The following is a 23,928-nucleotide window of genomic DNA, read 5'->3' on the forward strand; positions in this document are numbered from 1 at the left end:
AAATTTAATTTCAAAAAATATGGTAGATAAGCCAGGGATTTTCTCTGCTTATCTACTTTTTAGTGGGAGAAAAAAAGACCCAATAGAGATGGGAGGATCTTATGAATAACACCCTCATACTCATGGTCCTAAACCTTATTGGCAAGCTATTTTCCTTTTTTAGGGAGATGGTTTTTTCCTACTTTTATGGGACAAGTGCTATCACAGATGCCTTTAACACATCTACAACAGCTGCGACCTTGATTTTTTCAGTCATCACCTATGCCCTATCAAAGACCTATATCCCAAGCTTTTCAAAGATAAGCAAAGAAAGAGGGGAGGCGGCAGGAGATGAATTTACCAATAAGCTTTTAAACTTTTCCCTATTTTTGTGCACCACCATTATGATATTGGGACTTGTCTTTGCGCCTTATATAGTAAAGATGTTTGCTATTGGCTATGACGGGGAAAAACTCAAAATCGCTTCGCTTTTTATGAGGGCAGTTATTTTAACCATGTACCCAAATATTTATGCGGCTATCTTTTCATCCTACCTACAAATCAAGGGTGATTTCATAACCCCGGCCCTACCCCTTCTTATCCTAAATATAATATTGGGAATCACAGTGGCGATTTCAAAGGGCAATATTTACATCATGGCGGCAGGAATTTTCCTAGCCTACTTTGTTCAATTTGCAGTTTTTCCTAAAAAAATTAAGGAAAGTGGTTTTAGGAGAAAAAGGGCCAAGGCAAAAATTGATGAGGACATCAGGACCTTGATCAAATTATCAATTCCTACCATATTTTCTATGGCAGCAGTTTATATCTCAACCATAGTCGACCAGTCATTTGCCTCAATAGTTGCCAATGACGGTGGTGTGTCAGTTATAAACTATTCGCTAAAGATTTTAAGAATTGTCTCATCGACCTTCATAGTGCCTTTTCAAATCACAGCCTATCCTATAATTGGAAAGCTCGCTGCAGAAGGAAACTTCAATGAGGTTAAAAATATAACCTCAAAAACAATGGTCAAAATCATGATTTTATTTATCCCATCCCTTGTGGGATTAATGGTTTTATCAAGACCAATCATTTCCTTTGTCTACATGCGTGGAGCCTTTGGCTATGAAGATATGATTAGGACAGCCGACGTGCTTTTCTATTACACAATTTATTTGATAGGACCTGCGGTTGCGGACCTTTTGTACTTGTCATTTTTCTCTGTACAAAATACCAAAATCCCAACCATCATCTCCTTTATCCAGCTGTCTGTAAACGTCTTTTTAGACTTCGCCCTAAGTAGAAAATATGGCCTAGTGGGACTTGCCCTAGCGACAACCCTAAGCCAATTTGTACTTGTAGGCCTAGCAAGCCTTATGTATGTAAAACACTTTGGTAAACTCGATAATGCCTATATAATTAAAAATATAGGCAAAATTGCAATTGGAGCAGCGGCCCTAGGATTCACAGCTAACTACACCTACAAACTTAGACCATCAAACTTCTGGCTCTTAGTAACAATCCTCCTTGCCTCAGTCGTATATCTAGCCATCATCTTCGCCCTTAAAGTGGACGGCCTTGATGAAATAAAGGAGAAATTTACAAAGAAAATCAAAAAGTTTAGATAGGAAAAAGCCCCTAAGTGGGGCTTTTCTTATAATTTCTTATCCTTCATCAACTCCAAGGTCACCAAAAATGATTTGTACAAGCTATCTATTGGCAAAAATTCTTTGTTGGAGTGGAAGTTGTGGGCGCCGGTGAAATAATTTGGAGTGAAAATTCCTACTGTTGATAAGAAAGAACCGTCGGTCCCGCCTCGCATTGGGATTATTTTTGGCTCGATTTCAAGCTTATCAAATATTTCCTTAAGTCTTTCTACCGCAATTTTATTTTCATCATTCATGGAATCAGCTATATTATCGTAAACATCTTCGATTTGGATTTCGATTTCTGCTTTTTTATATCTTTTCTTTAATATTTCTGTTATTTCATAGAGATAAGCCTTAGCTTTCTCAAATTTCTCCCTGTCATGGTTTCTTATATTAAAATCTAGCCTTAGATTCAAAACATCGGAATTAATGTCTGTCACCCAGATATATCCTTCCCTATTTTCTGTATTTTCAGGCATCTTTGCCCTGTCAAGCATGGAAATAAAATCATGGGCAATCATTATTGGGTTTACTAAATTTCCCTTTGAAGACATTGGGTGTGCAGGGATTCCCTTTATTTTTAAAGTCCCGCTTGCAGCATTAAAGGTTTCGTAAATTAATTCCCCAAGCTCGCAACAATCTATAGTGTAAGCATAATCGACCTTAAACTTGTCAAAGTCAATCTTCCTAGATCCCCTAAGCCCAATTTCCTCATCAGGAACAAAGGCTATATAAATTTCTCCGTGATTTATTTGAGGGTTTTCCTTCAGATACCAAAGGGCAGTCATAATATTTGCAATAGCTGCCTTATTATCAGCCCCAAGTACTGATGAACCATCTGTAAAAATTATGTCATCGCCAATATAGGCAAGAACTTCTGGATTTTCTTTGCTAGAAAAAACCACATTCTCATTCAAATTTATATCCTTGCCATCATAGTTTTTAATAATCTGTGGGTGAATTTTATCGGATAAACCCACATCCACAGTATCAAGATGGGCAACCCAACCAAGAGATTTTTTGCCCTCGCCCCTCCTAGGAAGCCTTGCCTGGACAACTCCAAATTGATTAATACTTATATCGCTAAGCCCTAAGTCTTTTAGATCAGTTGCAAGAACCTTACCTAATTCTAGCTGGCCAAAAGATGAAGGCACATCCTTGTTCTTCTCATCAGATTGGCTAGGAATAGCCACATATTTAAGAAAATTTTCTACCAATTTATCTTTTATAATTTTTTCTTCCATAATTTTCCTCATATAATTTTCGCCTAATCGCAATTTCCCTATTTTTTATCCCGAAATACAAACCCACAAATTTAATTAATATTTTCGGATAATCTATAAGGGATTAAAATTTTTTCTTTGCCTTGGTCTGTATCGATATTTCTAATCAAAGCATCAACTCCAAATGCTTTTTTAATATTTTCTTCATTTATTATATCCCTTGATCCGTAAAAGTAATCGCCCTTTTCTCTTAAAATCAAAACCTTATCGGCAATTTTTAAGGCATAATTTGGATAATGGGTATTAAAAACAATAGTTATACCCCTTTTTTTCGCCAAATCTTTTAGTAAATTTATTATCTTTAACTGATTTTTAAAATCAAGCCCACTTTCAGCTTCATCTAGGATAAGAAGGCTGGGATTTTTTATTAGAGCCCTTGCTATTATAAGCATTTGAAGTTCCCCACCGCTTATCTTTGAACACAATTTATTATGAAGATTGCCTATGCCCAGGTCATCCATAAGGTTTTTTGCAAGGTCATAGTCTTTTTCGCTTGGATTTCCAAAGGGGCCAATCTTACTTGCAAGTCCAAAAACAACCATATCAAGACCTGTATAAGCAAAAGTCGCCTCTCTTTTTTGAGGTATATAGGAAATCTTATTCCAAAATCCTTTCTTATCAAAGCTTTCTATATTTTTACCATCTAAAAACGCCCCGCCTTCCTTAAATTTTTCAAAGCCGCATATAGCCCTTATTAGGCTAGTCTTTCCTACTCCATTTGGACCCATGATTGCAAGGATTTCTCCAGATTCAAGGTTAAAGGATAGGTCTTTAAATAAAATTTCGTCATTTTTATAAAAAAATTTAGCATTTTTTACTTCTAATTTCATCTAAAAACTCCTCCGCTAGTCCTGATAAGCCTTATAAATATTGGAGCTCCAATTATAGCTGTAAGTATTGATATAGGTAGTTCCACTACCGACATAGTCCTTGACAAAGCTTCAATTATTACCATGAGGCTCATTCCTAAAGACAGGGTTACTGGTAGGAGATACTTAGTATTAGCACCAACCATCATCCTTGCCATGTGAGGAATTATAAGACCGATAAAACCGATTTGCCCGCATAGGGAGATCGAGGATGCTGTTATCATTGTAGATGCAAGGATTAGTCTTAGTCTGGTTTTCTTAACATCTATACCCAAACTTTCTGCTTCATCTTCTGAAAGACTAAGGATATTAAGGGAATAGCCGTGCATCCAGATCATAAGGATTCCTAAAATAATAATGGGCCCCGCAAGGCCAATATTTTTAAAGGAGCTTCTGGCAAAAGACCCCATTAACCAATAGCTTATAGCAGGAAGTTTGTCTGTGGGATCTGCCATGTATTTTAAAAGTGACCCAAAAGCGTTGGCAAGGGATGATATAACTAGGCCTGATAAAATCAACATTATTGTTGACATTCTCCCGTCTTTTTTGCTTATTTTCAAGACAAAAAACACTCCCAAAAGTCCTGTCGCCAAAGCAAGGATTTGAATTTGAAAAGTACCTAGGGATAAGACAATGCCAAGGATTGCCCCAAGGCTTGCCGATGAGGCAACTCCCAGAATATCTGGTGTGGCTAGTGGGTTTGAAAAAATTAACTGGAAGGCGAGTCCTGCCACAGCGAGCCCTCCTCCTACTACTAGGCCTGTAAGTATCCTCGGTAGCCTAATATTAATAATCACCGATTCAAGCATAGGATCATAGGGTTCATTCTTTAAAAATGATAGCAAAAATCCTAGAATTTCTCTAGGACTTAAAGGCATCCTGCCAAGGCTAAGGCCAAAGAGGCTTGCTATTATTGGCAGGATTATTAGTATAAATAGGCCCATTGGCCTAAATTTTCTTTCTTTGATCAATAATTTTTTTATCATATGTCAAACATATCGTCGATTTGTTCGTCAGTTAAATCGTACTTGTACCAAGTCTTATAATAGTCTTTAATTTCGCTCTTTAGGTCATAGTCTTTGAAGGCTTCTGGATAGGTCTCACTTGCAAGCCAAGCATAGACTAAAGGTGCGTCTGGGTTTGGTGTAAGCCAGTTCCACATACCAAGTTTTGAATTATATACTCTTTTATTTTTAACTGCATCCATTGTTGAGAAATCAAAGCCTTCGACCTTGTTATCAAAAACATCACTTGTAGTCATATTTAATAGGCCTGGTCCATCTAGGTAAAGAATTCCAGGATTTTTCTTATAAATTTCTTCTACATTGACCTTGGCATAGCCCTTGGCATCTTCAAAGACATTTGAAACGCCAATTCTCTTTAGCCAAAAATCACCAAAAGTACCCTTGCCTGCTACCATTGGCACGCCTTCATTGTATTTCCATAAGATCATGCCGTTTGGTCTGTCTTTTTCGTCAACTTTTGCGATTCTTTCTTCAACGTCTTTTACAATTTTTTCTCCTGCCTTTAGGAAATCATCAGTTTTTCCTTCTTCTCCAAAGACATCTTCTAATAATTTTAGCCATTGGCCATATCTGTCGATTGGGTCTGCTTGGCCTAGAGTCCCGATTGTGGCAAAACCTACGCATGGAATGCCAGATTTTTTAAGGGCTTCGTAGCGGTCTTTGTTTGTAGCATTATAAAAAATAACATCTGGTTTTAATTTTACAATCTCTTCTATGTTTAGGTCTGATTGGCCGTGAACAGTTTCTTCTGCATCCATTAGCTCTGGAGCAATGTCTTTAAGGACAGTTTTTTCTGCCACTTGCTTTAGACTTCCTGCATAACCAACTATATATGGAGCCTCGCCCCCGTGATAGGCCATATAAGTAGATAGGATTGGCACTTGGTCTATTACAACCCTTTTAATTTCCTTTGGTAAGGTGACTTCATTGCCAGCGTGGTCTGTTATAGTCCTAGTTTCACCATTTTTTTCTGCGCTTTCCTCAGACTTTGAGGCTTCTTCTTTATTCTCAGTCTTTTCTTCAACTTTTGAGGCTTCCTCTTTTGTTTCTACCTTTTCTTCTACTTGACTAGTCTCTTTATTATCCTTATTACATCCACTAAGACCGCCTAATAAAATAGCATTTATGGTTAGGGCATAAAATATTTTTTTAATTGCTTTCATAATTCCTCCTTAAATTATAAAAAATCTTATAATTAGTCACTATCTATTATATCAATTTTTTTAAAACTCGCTAAATTTCTATAGAAAAAACCTCCAAGACTCATACTTGGAGGTAAAAATTTATAGGCCAATATCGAGGCTCTGAACTTTTTTATCGTAGTCTATATAATATAGTTTACCCTTATAAACCCTAAATCCGTAGGATTCTAGGTCTTTTTCCACAACCTCTCCTGTCAGATAATTTATTATATCCATTTTGAAGAGGTACTCAGCGTCGTCGAATTTGACTGGCTCTTGGACTATTAGATTTTGTCCAATTAGAGTCATCCTTCTATCATCACTAATGGTGTATTTTTTGTCTTTTATTTCAATTTCATTGCCATTTGATTTAAATATTTCATATATAGCTTTGCCATCTTCAAAGTGTTTGGATGATAGGAAGAAGCTTGCCTCAGTGTTTTCTTCTACGAGTTCTGCTTTTTGATCGTAGCCTTTTTCTAGGTCAAGTTTATAGAGATTAATCTTTTGATCATCTTCCATTTTTGTAAATAAAATTTCCTTATCGCTTATCCCTTGGCCTAGCAGACTTTCATTTCCTTTTGTATGGGTAGCCTTATAAACATTTAGCTTACCAGTATTAAGGTCAACTACTCCAATTCCAGATTTTTCTGATACAAAATCACTTTTATCCTTCATATCGTAGTTTTCGTAATACTGGTACCTGCCATAGATTTTATCATCTATCATGGCTAGAGGATAGAAGGTTTGGCCTTTGTCAAAATCATACATGAGTGTTAGGTCTTGGCCGTTGATTTTCTTTATAGAAAATTTCTGGTCCATAGCTGATCCTACCACAAAGATATTGTTTGAAAATGGAACATAGTCCATAAAGTAGTTTTTGCCATAGTCCTTTAAGTCTTCTAATACGTTTATAACTTCGCCATCCCTTACACTTACCAAGGAATAGTAGGAGAAGAAATAATCATCTTCTGTTAGGGCTTTCTTTTCTTTATTGCTAGATTTCTTGTCTTTTTTCTTGGATTTTTTGTCTTTTTTATCTTTTTTAGGTTGTTTTTCGTCTGATTTTTCTTCTTTTGAGTCTTCTTTTTTATTTGAAGATTCTACAGAAATCACATCTTTTTTAACATCTTCATCCGGATAGGTCCTGTTTATATCTTGGTCTTCTTCGCTGTCGCCATCATTTTTATAATCATTTTGATTATCTTCCGATTCTATATTCTCTGAAACTTCTTTTTGATTTAAGGCATCTTTAATTCTAGGATCATCTAAATCTTTCTCATCACAAGCAACAAGACTTAGGGCCAAGAGGGTTAAAATAATAGTTTTTTTCATTAGTTACTCCTTAAAGCTTCAATGGCTGATAGTTTGGTTGCACGTCTAGCTGGGATATAGCCTGCCAAAACTCCAACTAGGGATGAAAATCCAACTCCCACTATAGCTAAAATTGGGCTTATGGCAATTATATTTCCGCCTTGTCCGCCGCCACCAAATATCATTCCTCCGTCCAAAAATCCATTTAGTACTTTTCCTACAACAAGAGAAATAATTAGGCCTATTACGCCTCCAAAAAATCCGATAAAACCAGATTCTATTAAGAACATTCCCCTAATATCATTAATTGAAGCACCGATTACCTTCATCACGCCAATTTCCTTTTGTCTTTCATAAATTGACATGAGCATGGTATTTATTATACCAATAGCAGATACGATAAAGGCTACAGATCCGATTCCACCAAGGATTAGGGTCACTTGCATAGTTTGCTTTTTAATTTCTTCGGCAGAACTTGCCTCTGATTGGGTATTATAGCCGAGTTTTTTGATGTCATTTTCGATTCTTTCAAGATTATTTACATCATCGACTATTACCTTAAGATTGTCATACTTGATTTTATCTGATTTCGCTACTATTGGTTGGCCTTTTTCATCATAGGACATGTCTAGCTGAGGACTTTGAAGTTTCTTGTCTTCTTCCTTGAGCTTTTTATAAAAACTTTCATTAACATATGAAGACCAGCCCTTAAGGATAGCCTTAGAATTAAGCTTGCCACTAGGTTTTATTTTTATATCAACAAATGTTGGCTTTGTGCTTTCTTCTGTATTTTCGTCTTGGTTTCCAAAGTGAACTCCATCATCTGATTCATCCTTATATCCCAAACGTAAATAGTATTCATGACTATTATAATCAAAGTCTTCTTCCATTGGCATAGAAGTCCAACCACCGTCGGGCATCTTTTGAATCTTTTGCACATTTGCATTTTGGCCTAAAATTACTGCATCCTTATCAGAAGTGGAAAGATTTTTCCCCCATTCAAACATATCGCTTGTTAAGAGTTTGAAAACATCATCTGGAATTACTTCAAAGGAAGTATTTAGAACATAGTCATCGCCACTGTCAACTCTGACGTCTCCCCAGAATTCTTTTGAAGGTACAACAGCCCTTACTCCCCTGACTTTTTTAAGTTTGTTTATGTCTGTATCCTTTACATCCATATTTGCCGAAGGTTTGTCACCATCAATTGTAATTGATGTAAGACCCCCAAAAGATTCTATCATTTCTTTTTGGGAGTTTGAAATTCCTGTGGCGAAGGCAAGCATGAGTATGATTGATGTGGCGCCGATTACTACTGAAAGTACTGTCAAAATAGTCCTTGATTTTCTACGAGATAGGTTTCTTAGCGCCATCAAAATCCTGTCACTAATCTTCATCGTCTATCAACAACTCCTCGTCTTCTTTCTTGCCTTTTTTCTTTTTGTATAAAATGCCAGCAAGGATTAGAATTACAATTAAGCCAATCCATAGGAAAGGTGATGTTAAAACTGAACCCCCACCCATGTTAGGATCTTCCATTCCCATTTCATGGGTCATCTCCCCATTCATGTCAGCACCCATATCTTCTGGCATGCCTTCCATGACTTCTTTTTTAAAGTCCTTTGTTTGGGTGTGGACCTTGCCTGTAGAGTCTTCGTAAGATAACATGATTTGGCCTTCTATCTCGCCAGCCCTTGTTGGAGTAGCTGTAAAAGAGAAGGTCTCTTGGGTGCCGGTGTTAAAATTACCTATAAATTTCCTATCATTTTCGATTTTAATTCCCTTGCCTATTACATCGCACATAAAAGTGTTTAGGTTATCCTTGCCGGTATTATAGATATTAATCGACATTTCAGTAGGATTTCCGACCATAAGTTCGTCAGATTTTAATTCACTCATGGTAACTCCCGCCCTTTGGACAACAGGAATGCCAATAGCCTCTGTAGTTTTATATTGGTTGCCATCTGCGTCTTCGTATTCGATTGCAAGATTAATTACATAATTACCTGCAACTGCATTTGGCAAAACATTCATGGTTATATGTTTGTTGGCTGTATTCCAAGGATAAAGAGCTGCCACATAAAATGAATTCGATTGGTTTACAGGAGAAAATACTGATCCATCTGAAACCATAGCATTATTACCGCCTGAATTTTGTGGTTGGGCTCCAAGATTTTGCTCAATAGTTGCCTTTAGGTTATAGATGGTGTTTTTTGAGTTTGTATTATAAAGGCCAAATGATAGGTCAAAACTCTTGCCAGCTTGAGGAATTTGAGGATTTAGCTGGTAGTATGAAATCATTATCTTTGGTTGGTTTTTAACATTAGTTGACATTTCAGCTTGGTTGTTTTCGTTTTCATTCATCTATAGTACCTCGTCTATACTTAGTTTTTCGTGGACCTTATCAAGCTTACCATCTCTCATAAAGAGGGTCCTATCGGCAAATTCTGTCATTTCTTCATCGTGGGTTACCATTATGAAGGTCTGGTCATTTTCTGTAATTATATCCTTGATTAATTGCATGATTTCAAAAGATGTCTTTGTATCAAGGTTTCCTGTTGGCTCGTCTGCAAAAATTATGGATGGCCTTCCGACAAAGGCTCTGGCTATTGAAACTCTCTGTTGCTGGCCACCTGATAATTCGTTTGGCTTATTATTCATCCTATGAGAAAGTCCAACTGCTTCTAGGATTTTCTCGGCTTCCTTTTTTCTCTGGCTTGCAGGTATCCCCTTAAAAGTAAGTGGCAAGGCCACATTTTCCCAAGCAGAAAGATATGGAAGAAGGTTATAAGACTGAAAAACAAAGCCAATATTTAAGTTTCTAAACTTGGTAATCTGAGCTTCGCTAAGTTCTGTTAGGTCAATATTTCCATAAGAAATTGTCCCCTTAGTAGGTCTTTCAAGTCCTGCAAGCATATTCAAAAGAGTTGATTTACCAGAACCTGATGTCCCAAGAAGGGCTATAAATTCGCCCTTATTAATGTCTATATTTATACCATCCAAGGCCTTAATTATAGTCCCACCTAGCTTGTAGTATTTTTTCAAATTTCTAACTTCTATTAGACTCATTTTCTTCTCTCTCGTAATGTGGGTTTAGATTTTTCATATAAAGGTCATATTGGTCTTGGTCAATAACTACATCTAGTTCTCCCACAGTTTCAAAAACATTGTCTTCAGTGAATTTTTTCTTGAAATTATAGAGACCATCTGTGCCGTCAGTTTCAAAAATCCCGCCCATATCGTAGTATCTAATATTATTTTCTATACAATATTTAATCTCTTCAAAATTAAGCTGGTAATTTTGGCCCATTGTCTTATACTCATCATTTGACCCGCCATAAAGCGATGTTGCCCTGTTTCCATAACAAAGAAGAAGCGAAGAGCAAACTGGCATATCTTGGTAATATCCTATAGAAAGTCTTATTTGGTCTTTAAATAATTCATATAAACTTTTGAAATAACTATAAGGTCTATGGCCAATATTTGCCCTAAGGGCTGTCTCTTCTATTTCTTTATAAAGAATATCAAGGCCTTCCTCTTCCAGAGTTTTTGTGTAAATTCCGTCCCTATAAGATTTTCTAAGGTGTTTTCTAGTATTTTTACTAAAGCTTGATAAAATTTCTTCCTCGCTCCTGCCATTTATATCAAGAACCATATTTAGCAAAGGTTGGCTAGACCTTCTCTTATCTCGTCTAAAAATGATGCCAGCCTTCTTAAATGATTTTTCCATATCAGCATCATAAGGCAAGTATGGGTCTATCCTTAAAAGAAATCCGTCATTTTCTCTGGCAAAATCACCTGCTTCTTCTATTAATTTGGTGAAGTCTTCGAGATTTTTAGGGTCGCAAACAGGGCCCCTTGGGCCATAGAAAAAGTTTTTGCCAACCTTTTGGTCTTTTATATAAATAAGCGACAAAGCTGCTCTTATTTCTCCCGCTTCCTCTATATAAAAATAGACACTCTCCCAATTGCTTTTAAGGTCAGCCCACCTCATATCCTGTTGGAAGTGGCCATAGGGGGAATTTTTCACAAAGTTATTATATTTTTCTACTAAAATTTTATTTTCTTTATCTAATATCATTTATATCTCATTCTCGCTTCAATGTTTGGTATATAGTCTAACACCTAATACTATTTTATCATAGGATCTTCTTATTGACAATAGTTCTCATCTAATTATATCCTGACACTTGTTAAATTTAGCTTAAATTTTTTGTAAGTTTTTTATTTTCCAAAATAAAAAAGACCTGGGTAGCCAAGTCAAATTTAAAAGTAAGATATTTTCTCCTTACCATCCCTAAAATCCCAAAAGACTTCTTTGTATTCTCCCTCGTAGATTTTTAGGATATGATCCATTGACATGGACTTTGGATTGGTATTTTTAAATTCTTCATAGTCCATCCAAAAAAGCCTGCCTTCCCTATTTTCTTCTACCAATTCTCCCTCAAAATCGCTAGTTTCATAGATTAGACCAACGTCTTTTCCTTCATCTGAAATCCAGGTAATAAGACCTACAAGTTTTGGATTTTTTATATCAAGGTTGGTTTCTTCCTTAGCTTCCCTAATGACGGAGTCTTCAAAAGATTCGCCAATTTCTACCTTGCCACCAGGAAAAGTTAGCCCTTCCCAGCCGTATTTTTTTACCTTATCTAAAACTAAGACTTGACCAGTTTCTTCATTATAAATTTTTAACATATTCATTAAAACAGTTTTCATATTATCTCCTAAGAAAATTATATGGCAAAGAAAAAAGCCCGCAAGTTTTGCGAGCCTTACTTTCTTTTATCTATAGCCTTTCAAGACTAATTTTGATTTCCTTATCGTTAAGTTCGATTGGGTTTACATCCAAGTTTATCTTTTCAAGCTTATCGGCAAGGGTTTCTTTTTTGATTTCTTCTGCAAACTTATCTAGGGATTTGGCTAGGTCAGCGTCGGCTTCATAGGAAATATTGATCCTATCAGTTACCTCAAAACCAGAATCCTTTCTTAGGTTTTGGATTTTTGAGATAAATTCTCTAGCATAACCTTCGTCTTTTAGGTCCTCAGTAATTTCTGTATCAAGGATTACAAAGACATTACCGTCGATTTCAACGTCAAAGCCTTCCTTGGCAGAAATTCTTATATCTAGATAGTCTTTGCTAACTTCAAATTCTTCCCCACCAATTTCTAACTTAACTGGTCCCTCATTTACCTGGTCGATAAAGGTCTTGGCATCTGTTTGTGAAAGATATTTTGCAAAGTCATTTACCTTTGATTGGAAAATCCTACCCACAACTCTAAAGTCTGGTTTTAGGAAATAATCCATGAAGGCTGATAGGTCGTCTTCAAAGTCGACTTCCTTGACATTTAATTCTTCTTTTATAAGTGGAAGGAGCTTTTCAAGCCTATCTTTGTAAGATCCATCTACAATTATCTTTGAAAGTGGTTGACGTACCTTGATTGCTTCTTTTTCTCTTGAAGCACGGCCAAGGTTAACAATCTTTCTCACAAGGTCCATATCAGCTTCTAATTTTGTATCAATTAGACTTTCATTTACTTGAGGTAAAAGTTCTGTGTGAACAGTTTTTTCATCAGTTAGTTTTTGGAAAATTTCCTCAGCTATAAATGGTGTGATTGGTGCAATTAGCTTAGTTAAAGCTACAAGAACATCATAGGTTGTTTTGTAAACAGATTTCTTAGAATCAGTTAATTCTTGTGACCAAAATCTCTTTCTATTACGTCTGATATACCAATTTGATAAATCTTCTACAACAAAGTCAGATATTTCGTGAACTACCTTGTTGTATTCAAATTGTTCCATTTCTTCGTAGTAGGACTTGATTAGGGTATTTAGTCTTGAGTATAACCAACGATCGATTCCGTCTACTTTCACTCCTTCAAAAGACTTAATATCTGATAAGGTGAGCCCATCTGTGCCTGCATATAGGCTAAAGAAGTTATAAACATTTTCAAAAGTCCTAAAGAAGTTGTTTTTAACTTCCACAAGGCCTTTTTCGTCAAACTTTGTCTGCATCCAAGCTGGAGATACATATAGGGAATAAAATCTCACTGCATCTGCCCCGTACTTGTCGAAAAGTTCGAATGGATCTAGGGTATTTCCTCTAGATTTTGACATTTTTTGACCGTTCTTATCTACAACTAGGTCGTTTACAAGAACATTTTTATATGGAGCCCTGCCCATGGTAATGGTTGAAATTGCCATTAGTGAGTAGAACCAACCTCTTGTTTGGTCTATACCTTCGCAGATAAAGTCTGCTGGATAATAGCCTTTTTCAAATAATTCTTTATTTTCAAATGGGTAGTGAAGTTGGGCAAAAGGCATGGCTCCAGAGTCAAACCAAACGTCTAATACATCAGGAACCCTTGTCATCGTGCCACCGCACTTGTCACACTTGATGTGAACATTATCTACATATGGTCTGTGGAGTTCTATATCTTCTGAAATATCTTCTATAGCTCGTTCTTTAAGTTCAGCACGACTTGCAACTGTATCAGTGTGGCCACATTCACATCTCCAGATATTTAGAGGTGTTCCCCAATATCTAGATCTTGAAATTGCCCAATCTTTGACATTTTCTAGCCAGTTTCCAAACCTCTTATCACCTATAGTTTGTGGGAACCAGTTTACTGTTTGGTTATTTTCTACCATCTTTCCTGAGAATTTAGACATTTCTATATACCAAGATGGTCTTGCATAATAAATTAGTGGTGTATGGCATCTCCAGCAGTGTGGATAGTTGTGTTCCATGGTTTCTTTGGCAAAAACCTTGCCTTCTTCTTGAAGATGTCTCCAGATTGCTTCGTTGGTATCGAAAACAAATTCGCCTTTCCAAGGAGTTTCTGTAAACCTACCTTCAAGGTCAACTGGTTGAACAAAGTCTAGGTCGTATTTCCTGCAAGCTTGATAGTCGTCCTCACCAAAGGCTGGTGCGATATGGACAATACCTGTACCATCTTCTGCAGAAACATAATCAGCAAGGATAACCTTAAAGGCCTTGCCTGGTTGGGTTTTAACATATGGCATTAATTGCTCATATTCTAAAAGCTCAAGGTCAGCACCCTTCATTTCCTCAACTACTTCATAGTCTCTCTTATCCATGAGTTTTCCCATCAAAGATTTGGCCATGTAATAATAACAATCATCTTCTTTGTCAAAAACTTTTACATAAGTTAATTCGGGATTTACTGCAAGGGCTAGGTTTGATGGAAGAGTCCATGGTGTAGTGGTCCATGCTAGGAAATATTCATTGTCAGAATTTTTCTTTTTAAACCTAACTGTAAGGGTGATGGTCTTTTCAAATTCATAACCTTGGGCAACTTCGTGGCTGGCAAGACCTGTACCACATCTTGGACAATATGGCATAACCTTGGCACCTTCGTAGATATAGCCCTTTTTGAAGGCTTGGTCTAATAGCCACCACTCAGTTTCTATGTAATTATTATCCATAGTTACATATGGGTGGTCCATATCATAAAGGAAAGCCATCCTATCTGACATGTCTCTCCACATATCAGAATATTTCCAAACTGACTCCTTACATAAATGGTTGAATTTTTCTATACCATATTCTTCTATATCGTTTTTGTCATGGAAACCTAATTGCTTTTCAACCTCGATTTCTACTGGCAAACCGTGGGTGTCCCAACCAGCTTTCTTAAGAACCTTGTAGCCCTTCATATTTTTATAACGGCTGGTCATATCCTTTAGGGTCCTTGCTATAACGTGGTGGATACCTGGCTTACCGTTGGCAGTTGGAGGTCCGTCGTAGATTACGTATTCATCTGCATTTTCACGTGTCTTAAAGGTTTCCTCTAAAAGGTCAATTTCATTCCAATAGTCTTTTAATTTGGCTTCTCTGGCCTTAACATCTTTGGAATTTACTTCTTCAAATTTCAAATCGCACATAATTTTTCCTTCCTAATAAAAAAGGACCATCCATACAGACGGTCCACTTATTTCCTAGTTTGCTCTTAAGGCTTGGCATTCCTGATAGGCTAGTATTTTCACCTATCAAACAATAAAGTGATTTTCATTTATAGAGCCCCTAGCATTCTCACCAACCATGCCTCTCTGAAAGTTTTTTATAAATTACTCTTCTTTATATAGTCAATATTCTTTCTCTAATGTACTATTTTACCCGATTTTTGTCAAATATGTCTTATAATCTTAAATTTTTCTAAAGTGAAAATATCAAAATCGTCCACATTTGCCAAATCTTTTGCATCTTCACACATCTGGTAGTCTGTCTCGTAGTCTTCCCTAAAAACCATAACAGGGTTGTTGGCATAAGAAAGTAGGAGACCTGAATATACACCAAAATCTTCGATATTTTCGATTTGTTCCACCTTATTTATTTCTAAAACTTGGATATAAACATCATCTAAATCTGAAAGTTTTAGGGCAAAAGCATTGTCAAAAACTCCGAGATTTACCACTTCGTGGATAATATCTAAGGCAATATTGGCCCTTGTAGGATAAATTGAACCTGATCTTTCGTGTCTGTCGCCCTTACTTATTTGGATCAAAACACCGTTGTGGTTATTTTTGAACTCTTCGTCATACTTATCAAGGTATTTTCCAGTCTCTAGGTAGTGCCTCAAGGATTCATAGGCTAAGTCTACAAACTTATCCCTAAGCATTTAAAAGCTCCTCTATGTCTTTTGCAATATTTGCAGGTTTTTTCATAGAATCATATCTCTTAACTGGTACTCCGTTTTTATCAATCAAGAATTTTGTAAAATTCCACCTGATTTTTTTGGAAATTTTACCAGAAATTTGATCTTTTAGATAAGTATATAATGGTGATTCATTTTCACCATTTACATCAATTTTATCAAAACGATCAAAACTTGTACCGAAATTTAAGGCGCAGAAATTGTTGATCTCTTCGATTGTACCTGGGGCCTGGCCTGCAAATTGGTTGCAAGGAAAATCTAGGATTTCAAAACCTTGGTCCTTATATTTTTTATAAAGTTCTTCCAGGCCATCATATTGTTTGGTAAAACCACACTTGGTCGCAGTATTTACTATCAAAAGGACTTTGCCCGCATATTTGTCTAGGCTTACGTCCTCTCCCTTATCATTTTTTACTGTAAAATCATAAATTGTTGTCATAATTTCTCCTCAGTCTTTCTTCTATTATTGTACGGTTTTTTTCCTTAAAAGCAGGTCTCTTGCCTAAGTTCTCGTTAAAAAAGACCCTTGCAAGTGCAAAGGTCAATTTTTAGAATATAAAATATTGGTCAATGTTTCACTATTTTCGACCCTCTTTTCTTCCAAATTATTTTTCAAAGGTCGAGTCTTTCCTTTTTTTCGTACATCACTCCGAAATCCCCATACAAGGGGATTTCTCGTTCATACAAAGCCAGCCTTGTTTTTTCTAAACAAGGCTGGGTATAAATCGCAAAGCACTTCGCTACTTTGCGACCCGATATGCCGGGTTACTTCTCCCAAGCTGGTAACCAAGCTCCTTTTGTTATTCTTTCAAAATCTGCCTTTGTTTCATCTGTTTGGTAGTATTTTACAAATTCTAGGTAGGCTGGGTTTTTTTCGTCTTCTTTTCTTGCTGCTATTAGGTTGATGTATTGTTTTACTGATTCGCTCTTTGGATCTTCTACATAGATTCCATTTTTCTTATCTAGGCCAGCATCTAGAGCGAAGGTGTCGTTTACAACTGCGCAGTCTACGTCGTCAAGGCTTCTTGCAGTTTGTGATGCATCCATTTCTACAATTTCAAGTTTTTTAGGATTTTCTGTGATTTTATCTGTACCAATTATATCTCCAGCTTCGCCGTCAACTTTGATTAGACCAGCGTCTTGAAGAAGGAATAGGGCTCTTGATCCGTTTGATGGGTCATTTGGAATAGCTATTTTTGCTCCTTCGCCAATTTCATCAAGATTTTTAACCTTGTGAGAATATAGGGTTATTGGTGCAAGCATTGTATCTCCTATAGATACAAGGTCACTTCCCTTATCGTCGTTAAATTCTTGTAGGAATTTATAGTGTTGGTAAGCATTTAAATCAATATCGCCTGCTAAAAGGGCTTCGTTTGGTTGGTTATAGTCTGCAAATTTTACAAGTTCTACAGTATTGCCTGTACCCTTTTCATATCTTTTGATTACTTCTTCTAATACTTCGTTGTATTCACCAACTACACCTATTTTGATGTGAACTGGATCAGTTGATTTTGCTGCATCACCTGTATCTTTTGTTTCTGTTTTTGCTTCTTCCTTTGGAGCTTCTTCCTTTTTGTCCGCTCCGCTTCCACATGCTGTTAAAGTCACTATTAAGCCTAGTGCTAGGGCTATTTTGCTAGTTAATTTCATTTTTTCTCCTTTTTTTATTAAGCAACATTCCAACAAATTTATTTGAAATCTCTTTTGAGATGATTTCCTTAATGACTTGTCTTTCTAATTAGGTAGTTAGCTATACCTTGAATTAGGTAGACAATAATTAAAATTAGTATAACTGATACTATTACTACATCGTCTTTATATCTTTGGTAGCCCATGGCTATGGCTAAATCGCCTATACCACCAGCACCAACAGTGCCTGCCATAGCTGTAAGTCCCAATAGGGAAATTAGGGTAATCGATGAGGCCCTGATCAAACTTGGAAGTCCTTCTCTTAGGTAGACCCTGATGATAATTTCGATAGGGCTTAGTCCCATAGCTTCTGCCGCTTCAACCTTTCCTCCATCCACATCTGCAAGGGCTTGTTCAACCTGTCTTGCAAAAAATGGAACTGTCGATAATGTTAGTGGCACTATTGCTGCAGTCGCTCCAATCCTTGTTCCTACTATAACTTTAGTAAAGGGAGCTATGAGGGCTAATAAGATTACAAAAGGTATGGCCCTAAAAAGGTTGGTTAATTTATCTAAAATACTATAAACCACCTTATTTTCTAATATCCTATCCTTGTCTGTAATTACCATTATTACACCCAAGATTAGGCCAAGTATGCCTGCAAAAATTGCAGATACTATTAGCATATAAAGTGTTATTTTAAAATCGCTTATAATCCTATCTTTTATGGATAGGGAATAATCAAAAAATCCCATCCTTACCTCCTAATATTTCTAAGTTAGTACCCTTATCTTTTAGATAATTACTTACTTCAACTAACTTATCGTCATCGCCTTTAAAGCTTACGATTAAGTTGCCGACTGGTGTTCCATTGATAAACTCTATATTGCCTGCTAGGATATTTGTCCTAACGCCAAATTTTTCAAATAATTCATTGATAATAGGCTCTGTGGTTGATTGGCCTAGGTATGATAGTTTGGCTAGGACTTCATCATCCTTTAGGATTCCAATATTGGACTTAACTTCCTCAATTGTTTCAGAAATATTTGTCGAAGTTTCAACAAATTCTCTGGTTAGTTTGTTCTTTGGATTTGAGAATATATCCAGAGTCGACCCAGATTCTATAACCTTGCCATCTTGCATGACCGCACATTTGTTGCAAAGGTCTTTTACCACGTCCATTTGGTGGGTAATTATTACTACGGTTAGCTTTAATTTATCATTTAAGTCCTTAAGCAACTTCAAGATTTGCTTGGTTGTCTTTGGATCTAGTGCACTTGTTGCCTCATCGCAAAGTAAGATCTCTGGTTCTGAAGCAAGAGCCCTTGCAATAGCACATCTTTGTTGCTGGCCGCCTGATAATTCACTTGGATAGGAATCCGCCTTATCCTTAATCCCTACAGTATCTAAAAGCTCTAGGGCCTTTTGCCTTTTTTCTTCCTTGGTCAAAGACTTATCTTTTTTTATAGGAAAGATTACATTATCAATGACTGTAAGGTTGTTTAGGAGGTTAAAGTGTTGGAAGATCATTCCAATCTTTTTTCTCCTATCTCTTAGGTCTTTATTTGATAAGTCTAGGAGGTTTTCTCCGTCAATTAGAACCTTGCCACTTGTTGGTCTTTGGAGGAGGTTTATGGTCCTAACAAGTGTTGACTTGCCAGCTCCCGAAAAACCTACAATTCCAAAGGTGTCTTGTTCTTTAATTGTTAAACTAACATCATCTACAGCTTTGAATCCATCAAAGTCTATTGTTATATTTTTTAATTCTATCATTCATCGCTCTCTTTCAAAAAATCTATAGCAAACTTAATTGCAAGGCCTAGGCCGTAATCAATTCCCCTCTCATCTAGGTCAAACTTTGCTGTGTGAAGGTCAGAAGCCTTCCCTTCCGCTTCATTTCTAGTTCCAAAATTTATAAAAATACTTGGGCAAAGTTTGGAATATCCATAAAAGGATTCTGAAATCCAAAGTTTTGGACTATCAACAAGAGCATCTTCAAATATGCTATTAAGACTTTTCTTAACTTCTTTAGCTAGGTTTTCATCATTTATAACCGGCTCTGCCACAATTTTACTATAATCATTAAAGGCTACTGAACATCCATGGGCTTTGGCGGTAAGGTCCGCCACGTTTTTCACAAGTTCAAGGGCTTTTTTGCCTTCATCTAGGTCGAAAAACCTCAAGGTTCCCTTCACATTTGCCCTATCACAAATGACATTTGCAGCTGAACCGCCGTTTATTGCCCCAATACCAAGGCTAACCGGCTTTTCCAAATCTAATTGATTATTCCAAGCAGAATTTAGGGCTGTTATGATATGGGCTGTGGCTATTATAGGGTTGACTGCCTTATCAGGCCTTGAACCGTGGCCGCCTTTTCCTATTACATCAAAGTCAAGGCCAGCGCAACCTGCATAGGCAGATCCTTCTATTATGGAAAATTTCCCAACATCTAGGCTTGGGCTTTGGTGGTTGCCGTAAACTGCATCAAGACCCTTATCTTTCAAATAATCTAGAATTGGGTCAATACCTGCACCGGTTTCTTCGGCTTCTTCAAAGATAAAGTAGATTTTACCGTTAATTTCATCTGCCAAATCTTTTATGATTTTCCCAGCCATAAGGGCTATGGTCATGTGGCTATCGTGGCCACAAGCATGGGATACGCCTGGATTTTTGGATACAACCTGCTTTTTTTCTTTGAGATTGTAAGGGTCTTCCTCGATCGCAAGACCGTCAAGGTCGGTCCTTATCCCAAGAGTCTTGCCAGGCCTTCCTGTGTCAAGTAAGGCTGTAAAACCAGTTGAACCAGGCACGTCTTCAACAATAAGACCTACTTCTTCGCATCTTTTCTTAAGATACTTACTAGTTTCAAACTCTTTGCTTGACACTTCTGGATTTTCATGCAAATACCTACGAGTCTTTACTATATCGTCCTTATTTAATTTTATTTCAGTTTTTATCCTATCTACTAAAGTCATTTTAACCTCGATTTTCCAAAAAAATAACGTCCCATATTCCATATAGGAATATAAGGACGTTTAAATCGCGTTACCACCTTATTTTATGCCTGGTCACCCAAACATACACTCATCAAGTACAAACATACTCTAATTCTATAACGGGAATTCCCGTATGGATCTCATATCGACCCATCCCATCCAAGGCCATCTTCATCTAGTCGCCTCTTTGCTCCTTTTCACCAACTGGAGCTCTCTAAAAAAGATTCTTCTAAACTACTCTTCTTGTCAAATGGTTTTGTAAAACTTTTATCTCGTTGATAATGGTATAGTACCACTTAAAAATTTTTCTGTCAAATATATTTCCAAAATAATTTAAAATTATTCGGGAAGGCTGATTTTTTCAAGGATTTTATTCATCTTTGCAATGGCAATCCCATAATTTGTCATAGGAATCCCAGCTTCTTTTGCCTTGGCCACCCTATTTAAGACATGGGTCCTATTAAACATACATGACCCGCAAGCTATGATTAGGTCATATTTTTCATAAACAATAGGGTCATTTCCCCTGGCAAATTCTATATTTATGTCAGGATGAGTTTTCTTTATAAGTCTTGGAATCTTAACACTTCCTATATCTTCATCAATTGGAGGATGACTGCAAGCTTCTGCAATCAAAATGTTTTTTATATCCCCGTCCAAAACCTGGGCAGATTCTACAAAATATTCCAAGTCCCCCTTAAAAGCAGAAAATAAAACCGAAAAGCTAGTAAGTTTCACCTGGCTTGGCTTTTTCTCATAAACTTCCTTAAAAGCCTGGCTATCGGTAATAATAAGGTCGATTTTATTTAGGCTTTTAATTGTATTTTCAAAATTTCTAAGGTCAGTACAAATGGCACTGGCCCCCTTGTCGATTATTTCCCTGATGGTCATGACCTGAGGCTTTATTATCCTATCCTTTGGAGCTGCAGCATCTTGGGGCATAACAAGGACTACCATGTCGCCTTTTTTGACCAGATTTTTTGTAATGGTGAGGTCTTCTTTTTTGTAAAAGGCTTTTATTTTGGTAAAAATTTCATCTCTTGATTTTGTAGATGAAAGGTCAATGCCAATTGGGTTCTTCTCCCCAAAATCTTTTAGAATTTCATCTCCCTCGCCAGCATCCATCTTCATTACCAAGTAGATTACTGGTTTGTCTTTAAATTTAGGGATAATTTCCAAATCATCTCCAGGGCTTAGGACATAGAGAAAAATATCAACTTTGTCAATTTCCGCCAATGTCTTTTCGTATCTTTCCTTGCCAAGCTGGGTATCATCAGCTGTTCCTGCTGTGTCGATAAATACAACTGGCCCAAAATCGGTGATTTCCATAGGTTTTCTGATTGGATCTGTTGTTGTTCCTTCTATAGGTGAAACAATTGCCACATCCTGGCCTGTTAGGTAGTTTAAAAGTGTAGACTTGCCGGAATTGGTCTTGCCGAAAATCCCGATGTGGACCCTTTCGCTGTGACCAGTCTTAGATATAGATGTCACGTTGACCTTCTTCTACACGTTTGATATTTTCCCTAGTACTTTCCCTCACATCAGGATTTGGGATATTTTCCAATTCTCTTTTTATTAACTCATCTGCGTGAGCTACGGTTTTTTCGCTCGCATAGTCAACTGCATATTCCTTGAGGGTCACAAGGGCGTTTGGATGGCAAATATTTCCGATTCCGTGTTTTTTAACCATGCCCATGAAGACTTCCCCAGTCCTGCCTTTTCTGTAGCAGGCAGTGCAGAATGATGGAACGTGGTCCTTTTCAATTAGCCAATTTACAACCTCATCAAGAGTCCTATTATCAGCAAGCTCAAATTGGTCACTCCCCTTTGTTTCGTGGTCTGTATAGCCACCAACAGATGTCTTTGAACCACCAGAAAGTTGGCTAATTCCAAGCTCTAGGAGTCTATTTCTCATAGCTTCTGACTCACGAGTTGAGACAATCATACCTGTATATGGTGCGGATATCCTAATGCAGGCAACAAGTTTTGCAAACATATCGTCTGATAAGGAGTTGTCAAAATCATCTGGATCTATGTCGTCAGCTGGCTGGATTCTTGGTACAGAAATTGTGTGAGGACCAACATTAAAACGAGCTTCCATGTGCTCAGCATGCATTAATTGGCCGATAAATTCATATTCATAGGAATCAAGTCCATAAAGAACACCCATACCGACGTCGTCAATTCCACCTTCCATAGCCCTGTCCATAGCCTCTGTGTGGTAGGCATAGTTTGATTTTGGACCGAACTTGTGAAGGGCTTCGTAGTTTTCCTTGTTGTAGGTTTCTTGGAAGAGTATGTAAGTACCGATTTCAGCTTCCTTTAATTTCCTATAATTTTCTACGGTTGTCGCTGCGATGTTGACATTTACACGTCTAATAGCCCCATTTTTGTGTTTGATATTATAAATTGTGTGGATAGACTCTAGTATGTATTCGATTGGGTTATTTATTGGGTCTTCACCAGCTTCGAGGGCAAGTCTCTTGTGTCCCAAATCTTGGAGGGCGATTACCTGTTCTTTGATTTCTTCCTGGCTTAGTTTTTTCCTTGGAATAGTCCTATTTTGACCATGGTATGGGCAATATACACAACCATTTACACAGTAATTTGACAAATAAAGTGGGGCAAAAAGCACAATCCTATTTGCATAAAATTTGTGTTTAAGATCTTTGGCAAGCTTATAGATTTCCTCATTTAGATCATCTTCCTTGCAAGATAAAAGAACAAAGGCATCCCTATGATTAAGACCTTGGGCCTTTTTAGCCTTTTCTAAAATCTCTGTAATTAATTTTCTATTGTGGGCATTTTCCCTACCATAATCAAGTGTCTCTAGTATTTCTTCGTGATTTATAAATTCTTCTGCATGAGTACTAGCAGGATCGTATTTAGTCATTCTTTCCTTCTTTCATATTCTTTTCTAGTCTATTTATAATTATAATACTTTTTGGAGCAAATTTAAAATAAAATTAGGATAATCTTAGAGTCATTCTATGAAAGCCAATAAAAATCCTTAGAAAATAAGGTATAATAGTCATGTTATCATCTGCCCTCAGGGTGAAGGGAGGTGGTTCTATGAATAACTTGTTCAACTTCATTCTCGCTGTCGCAGTACAAAGCAAGCCCCTCCGGCTCGGTGAGGAGTGGTGACTTCTTGTACAAATGGCTAGACGAGGCAAGCCCGTCTGGCTCGTGGAAGACCCTCCACGGAGTGGTCAAGCGAAGCTTGAAATAAAAGAGATGATAATTAGCCAATCAAAACTACCAGCTTAGCTGGTAGTTTGTGCAGCGCCTATAAGGCGCGAATACCGGCACGCCCCTATTGGGGCT

General features: G+C 37.0%; 20 protein-coding genes and 1 other annotated feature. Of the genes, 1 reads left to right on the forward strand and 19 read right to left on the reverse strand.

Annotated features, from left to right (window positions below; genetic code table 11):
* Window positions 1–101: 101 nt before the first annotated feature.
* Window positions 102–1,607: a murein biosynthesis integral membrane protein MurJ gene (gene murJ / locus AC1EJ5_RS07175; protein WP_223417866.1), complete on the forward strand. Its 1,506-nt coding sequence runs from the start codon at window positions 102–104 to the stop codon at window positions 1,605–1,607.
* A gap of 26 nt (window positions 1,608–1,633) precedes the next feature.
* On the opposite strand, the gene pepT is transcribed toward murJ, so the two are convergent.
* From pepT to hydG, 19 genes are all read right to left on the reverse strand, one after another.
* Window positions 1,634–2,872 carry a peptidase T gene (pepT, locus tag AC1EJ5_RS07180; protein WP_308749214.1) on the reverse strand — a complete coding sequence of 413 codons (1,239 nt, stop codon included), beginning with the start codon at window positions 2,870–2,872 and terminating at the stop codon, window positions 1,634–1,636.
* 71 nt (window positions 2,873–2,943) lie between these two features.
* A complete protein-coding gene (locus AC1EJ5_RS07185) occupies window positions 2,944–3,741 on the reverse strand; it encodes an ABC transporter ATP-binding protein (protein WP_223417868.1) in 798 nt (265 codons plus the stop codon).
* The gene (locus tag AC1EJ5_RS07190; RefSeq protein WP_479815433.1) at window positions 3,738–4,766 is read right to left on the reverse strand and encodes a FecCD family ABC transporter permease; all 1,029 of its coding nucleotides are present in this window, start codon (window positions 4,764–4,766) and stop codon (window positions 3,738–3,740) included. The genes AC1EJ5_RS07185 and AC1EJ5_RS07190 overlap by 4 nt, the downstream gene beginning before the upstream one ends.
* Entirely contained in the window at window positions 4,763–5,968 is a 1,206-nt protein-coding gene (locus tag AC1EJ5_RS07195; protein WP_223417872.1) for an ABC transporter substrate-binding protein, read from the reverse strand. Before AC1EJ5_RS07195 ends, AC1EJ5_RS07190 begins: the two co-directional genes overlap by 4 nt.
* A gap of 120 nt (window positions 5,969–6,088) precedes the next feature.
* Complete coding sequence (locus AC1EJ5_RS07200; RefSeq protein WP_479815435.1) at window positions 6,089–7,321, reverse strand: hypothetical protein; 1,233 nt, start codon at window positions 7,319–7,321, stop codon at window positions 6,089–6,091.
* Window positions 7,321–8,697 (reverse strand): ABC transporter permease, encoded by a 1,377-nt coding sequence (locus AC1EJ5_RS07205; protein ID WP_479815437.1) that lies wholly within the window; start codon window positions 8,695–8,697, stop codon window positions 7,321–7,323. Before AC1EJ5_RS07205 ends, AC1EJ5_RS07200 begins: the two co-directional genes overlap by 1 nt.
* Complete coding sequence (locus AC1EJ5_RS07210) at window positions 8,687–9,664, reverse strand: COG1361 S-layer family protein (RefSeq protein WP_311479824.1); 978 nt, start codon at window positions 9,662–9,664, stop codon at window positions 8,687–8,689. Before AC1EJ5_RS07210 ends, AC1EJ5_RS07205 begins: the two co-directional genes overlap by 11 nt.
* The gene (locus AC1EJ5_RS07215; RefSeq protein WP_479815439.1) at window positions 9,665–10,369 is read right to left on the reverse strand and encodes an ABC transporter ATP-binding protein; all 705 of its coding nucleotides are present in this window, start codon (window positions 10,367–10,369) and stop codon (window positions 9,665–9,667) included.
* Entirely contained in the window at window positions 10,350–11,381 is a 1,032-nt protein-coding gene (locus AC1EJ5_RS07220; RefSeq protein ID WP_479815441.1) for a lipid II:glycine glycyltransferase FemX, read from the reverse strand. Before AC1EJ5_RS07220 ends, AC1EJ5_RS07215 begins: the two co-directional genes overlap by 20 nt.
* A 185-nt stretch (window positions 11,382–11,566) precedes the next feature.
* Complete coding sequence (locus AC1EJ5_RS07225) at window positions 11,567–12,016, reverse strand: 8-oxo-dGTP diphosphatase (RefSeq protein ID WP_348938671.1); 450 nt, start codon at window positions 12,014–12,016, stop codon at window positions 11,567–11,569.
* A gap of 70 nt (window positions 12,017–12,086) precedes the next feature.
* Complete coding sequence (gene ileS, locus AC1EJ5_RS07230) at window positions 12,087–15,206, reverse strand: isoleucine--tRNA ligase (protein ID WP_479815443.1); 3,120 nt, start codon at window positions 15,204–15,206, stop codon at window positions 12,087–12,089.
* A 242-nt stretch (window positions 15,207–15,448) separates the two neighbouring features.
* The gene (locus AC1EJ5_RS07235) at window positions 15,449–15,940 is read right to left on the reverse strand and encodes a hypothetical protein (RefSeq protein ID WP_223417890.1); all 492 of its coding nucleotides are present in this window, start codon (window positions 15,938–15,940) and stop codon (window positions 15,449–15,451) included.
* A complete protein-coding gene (locus AC1EJ5_RS07240; RefSeq protein WP_308749500.1) occupies window positions 15,933–16,415 on the reverse strand; it encodes a glutathione peroxidase in 483 nt (160 codons plus the stop codon). The genes AC1EJ5_RS07235 and AC1EJ5_RS07240 overlap by 8 nt, the downstream gene beginning before the upstream one ends.
* Window positions 16,416–16,741: 326 nt before the next feature.
* Entirely contained in the window at window positions 16,742–17,626 is an 885-nt protein-coding gene (locus AC1EJ5_RS07245; protein ID WP_479815445.1) for a MetQ/NlpA family ABC transporter substrate-binding protein, read from the reverse strand.
* A 68-nt stretch (window positions 17,627–17,694) separates the two neighbouring features.
* The gene (locus AC1EJ5_RS07250) at window positions 17,695–18,360 is read right to left on the reverse strand and encodes a methionine ABC transporter permease (RefSeq protein ID WP_479815447.1); all 666 of its coding nucleotides are present in this window, start codon (window positions 18,358–18,360) and stop codon (window positions 17,695–17,697) included.
* Window positions 18,347–19,378, reverse strand: a complete 1,032-nt coding sequence (locus tag AC1EJ5_RS07255; protein WP_479815449.1) for a methionine ABC transporter ATP-binding protein — start codon at window positions 19,376–19,378, stop codon at window positions 18,347–18,349. Before AC1EJ5_RS07255 ends, AC1EJ5_RS07250 begins: the two co-directional genes overlap by 14 nt.
* Window positions 19,375–20,580 carry a M20 metallopeptidase family protein gene (locus AC1EJ5_RS07260; RefSeq protein ID WP_479815451.1) on the reverse strand — a complete coding sequence of 402 codons (1,206 nt, stop codon included), beginning with the start codon at window positions 20,578–20,580 and terminating at the stop codon, window positions 19,375–19,377. Before AC1EJ5_RS07260 ends, AC1EJ5_RS07255 begins: the two co-directional genes overlap by 4 nt.
* Before the next feature lie 49 nt (window positions 20,581–20,629).
* Window positions 20,630–20,860: a binding site (T-box leader), on the reverse strand.
* Window positions 20,861–20,940: 80 nt separating this feature from the next.
* Window positions 20,941–22,092, reverse strand: coding sequence for a [FeFe] hydrogenase H-cluster maturation GTPase HydF (gene hydF / locus AC1EJ5_RS07265; protein ID WP_479815453.1), 1,152 nt, complete (start codon window positions 22,090–22,092; stop codon window positions 20,941–20,943).
* A complete protein-coding gene (gene hydG / locus AC1EJ5_RS07270; protein WP_479815455.1) occupies window positions 22,076–23,494 on the reverse strand; it encodes a [FeFe] hydrogenase H-cluster radical SAM maturase HydG in 1,419 nt (472 codons plus the stop codon). Before hydG ends, hydF begins: the two co-directional genes overlap by 17 nt.
* Between the last annotated feature and the right edge of the window lie 434 nt (window positions 23,495–23,928).

The organism is Anaerococcus sp. C0059F3 (assembly GCF_056590475.1).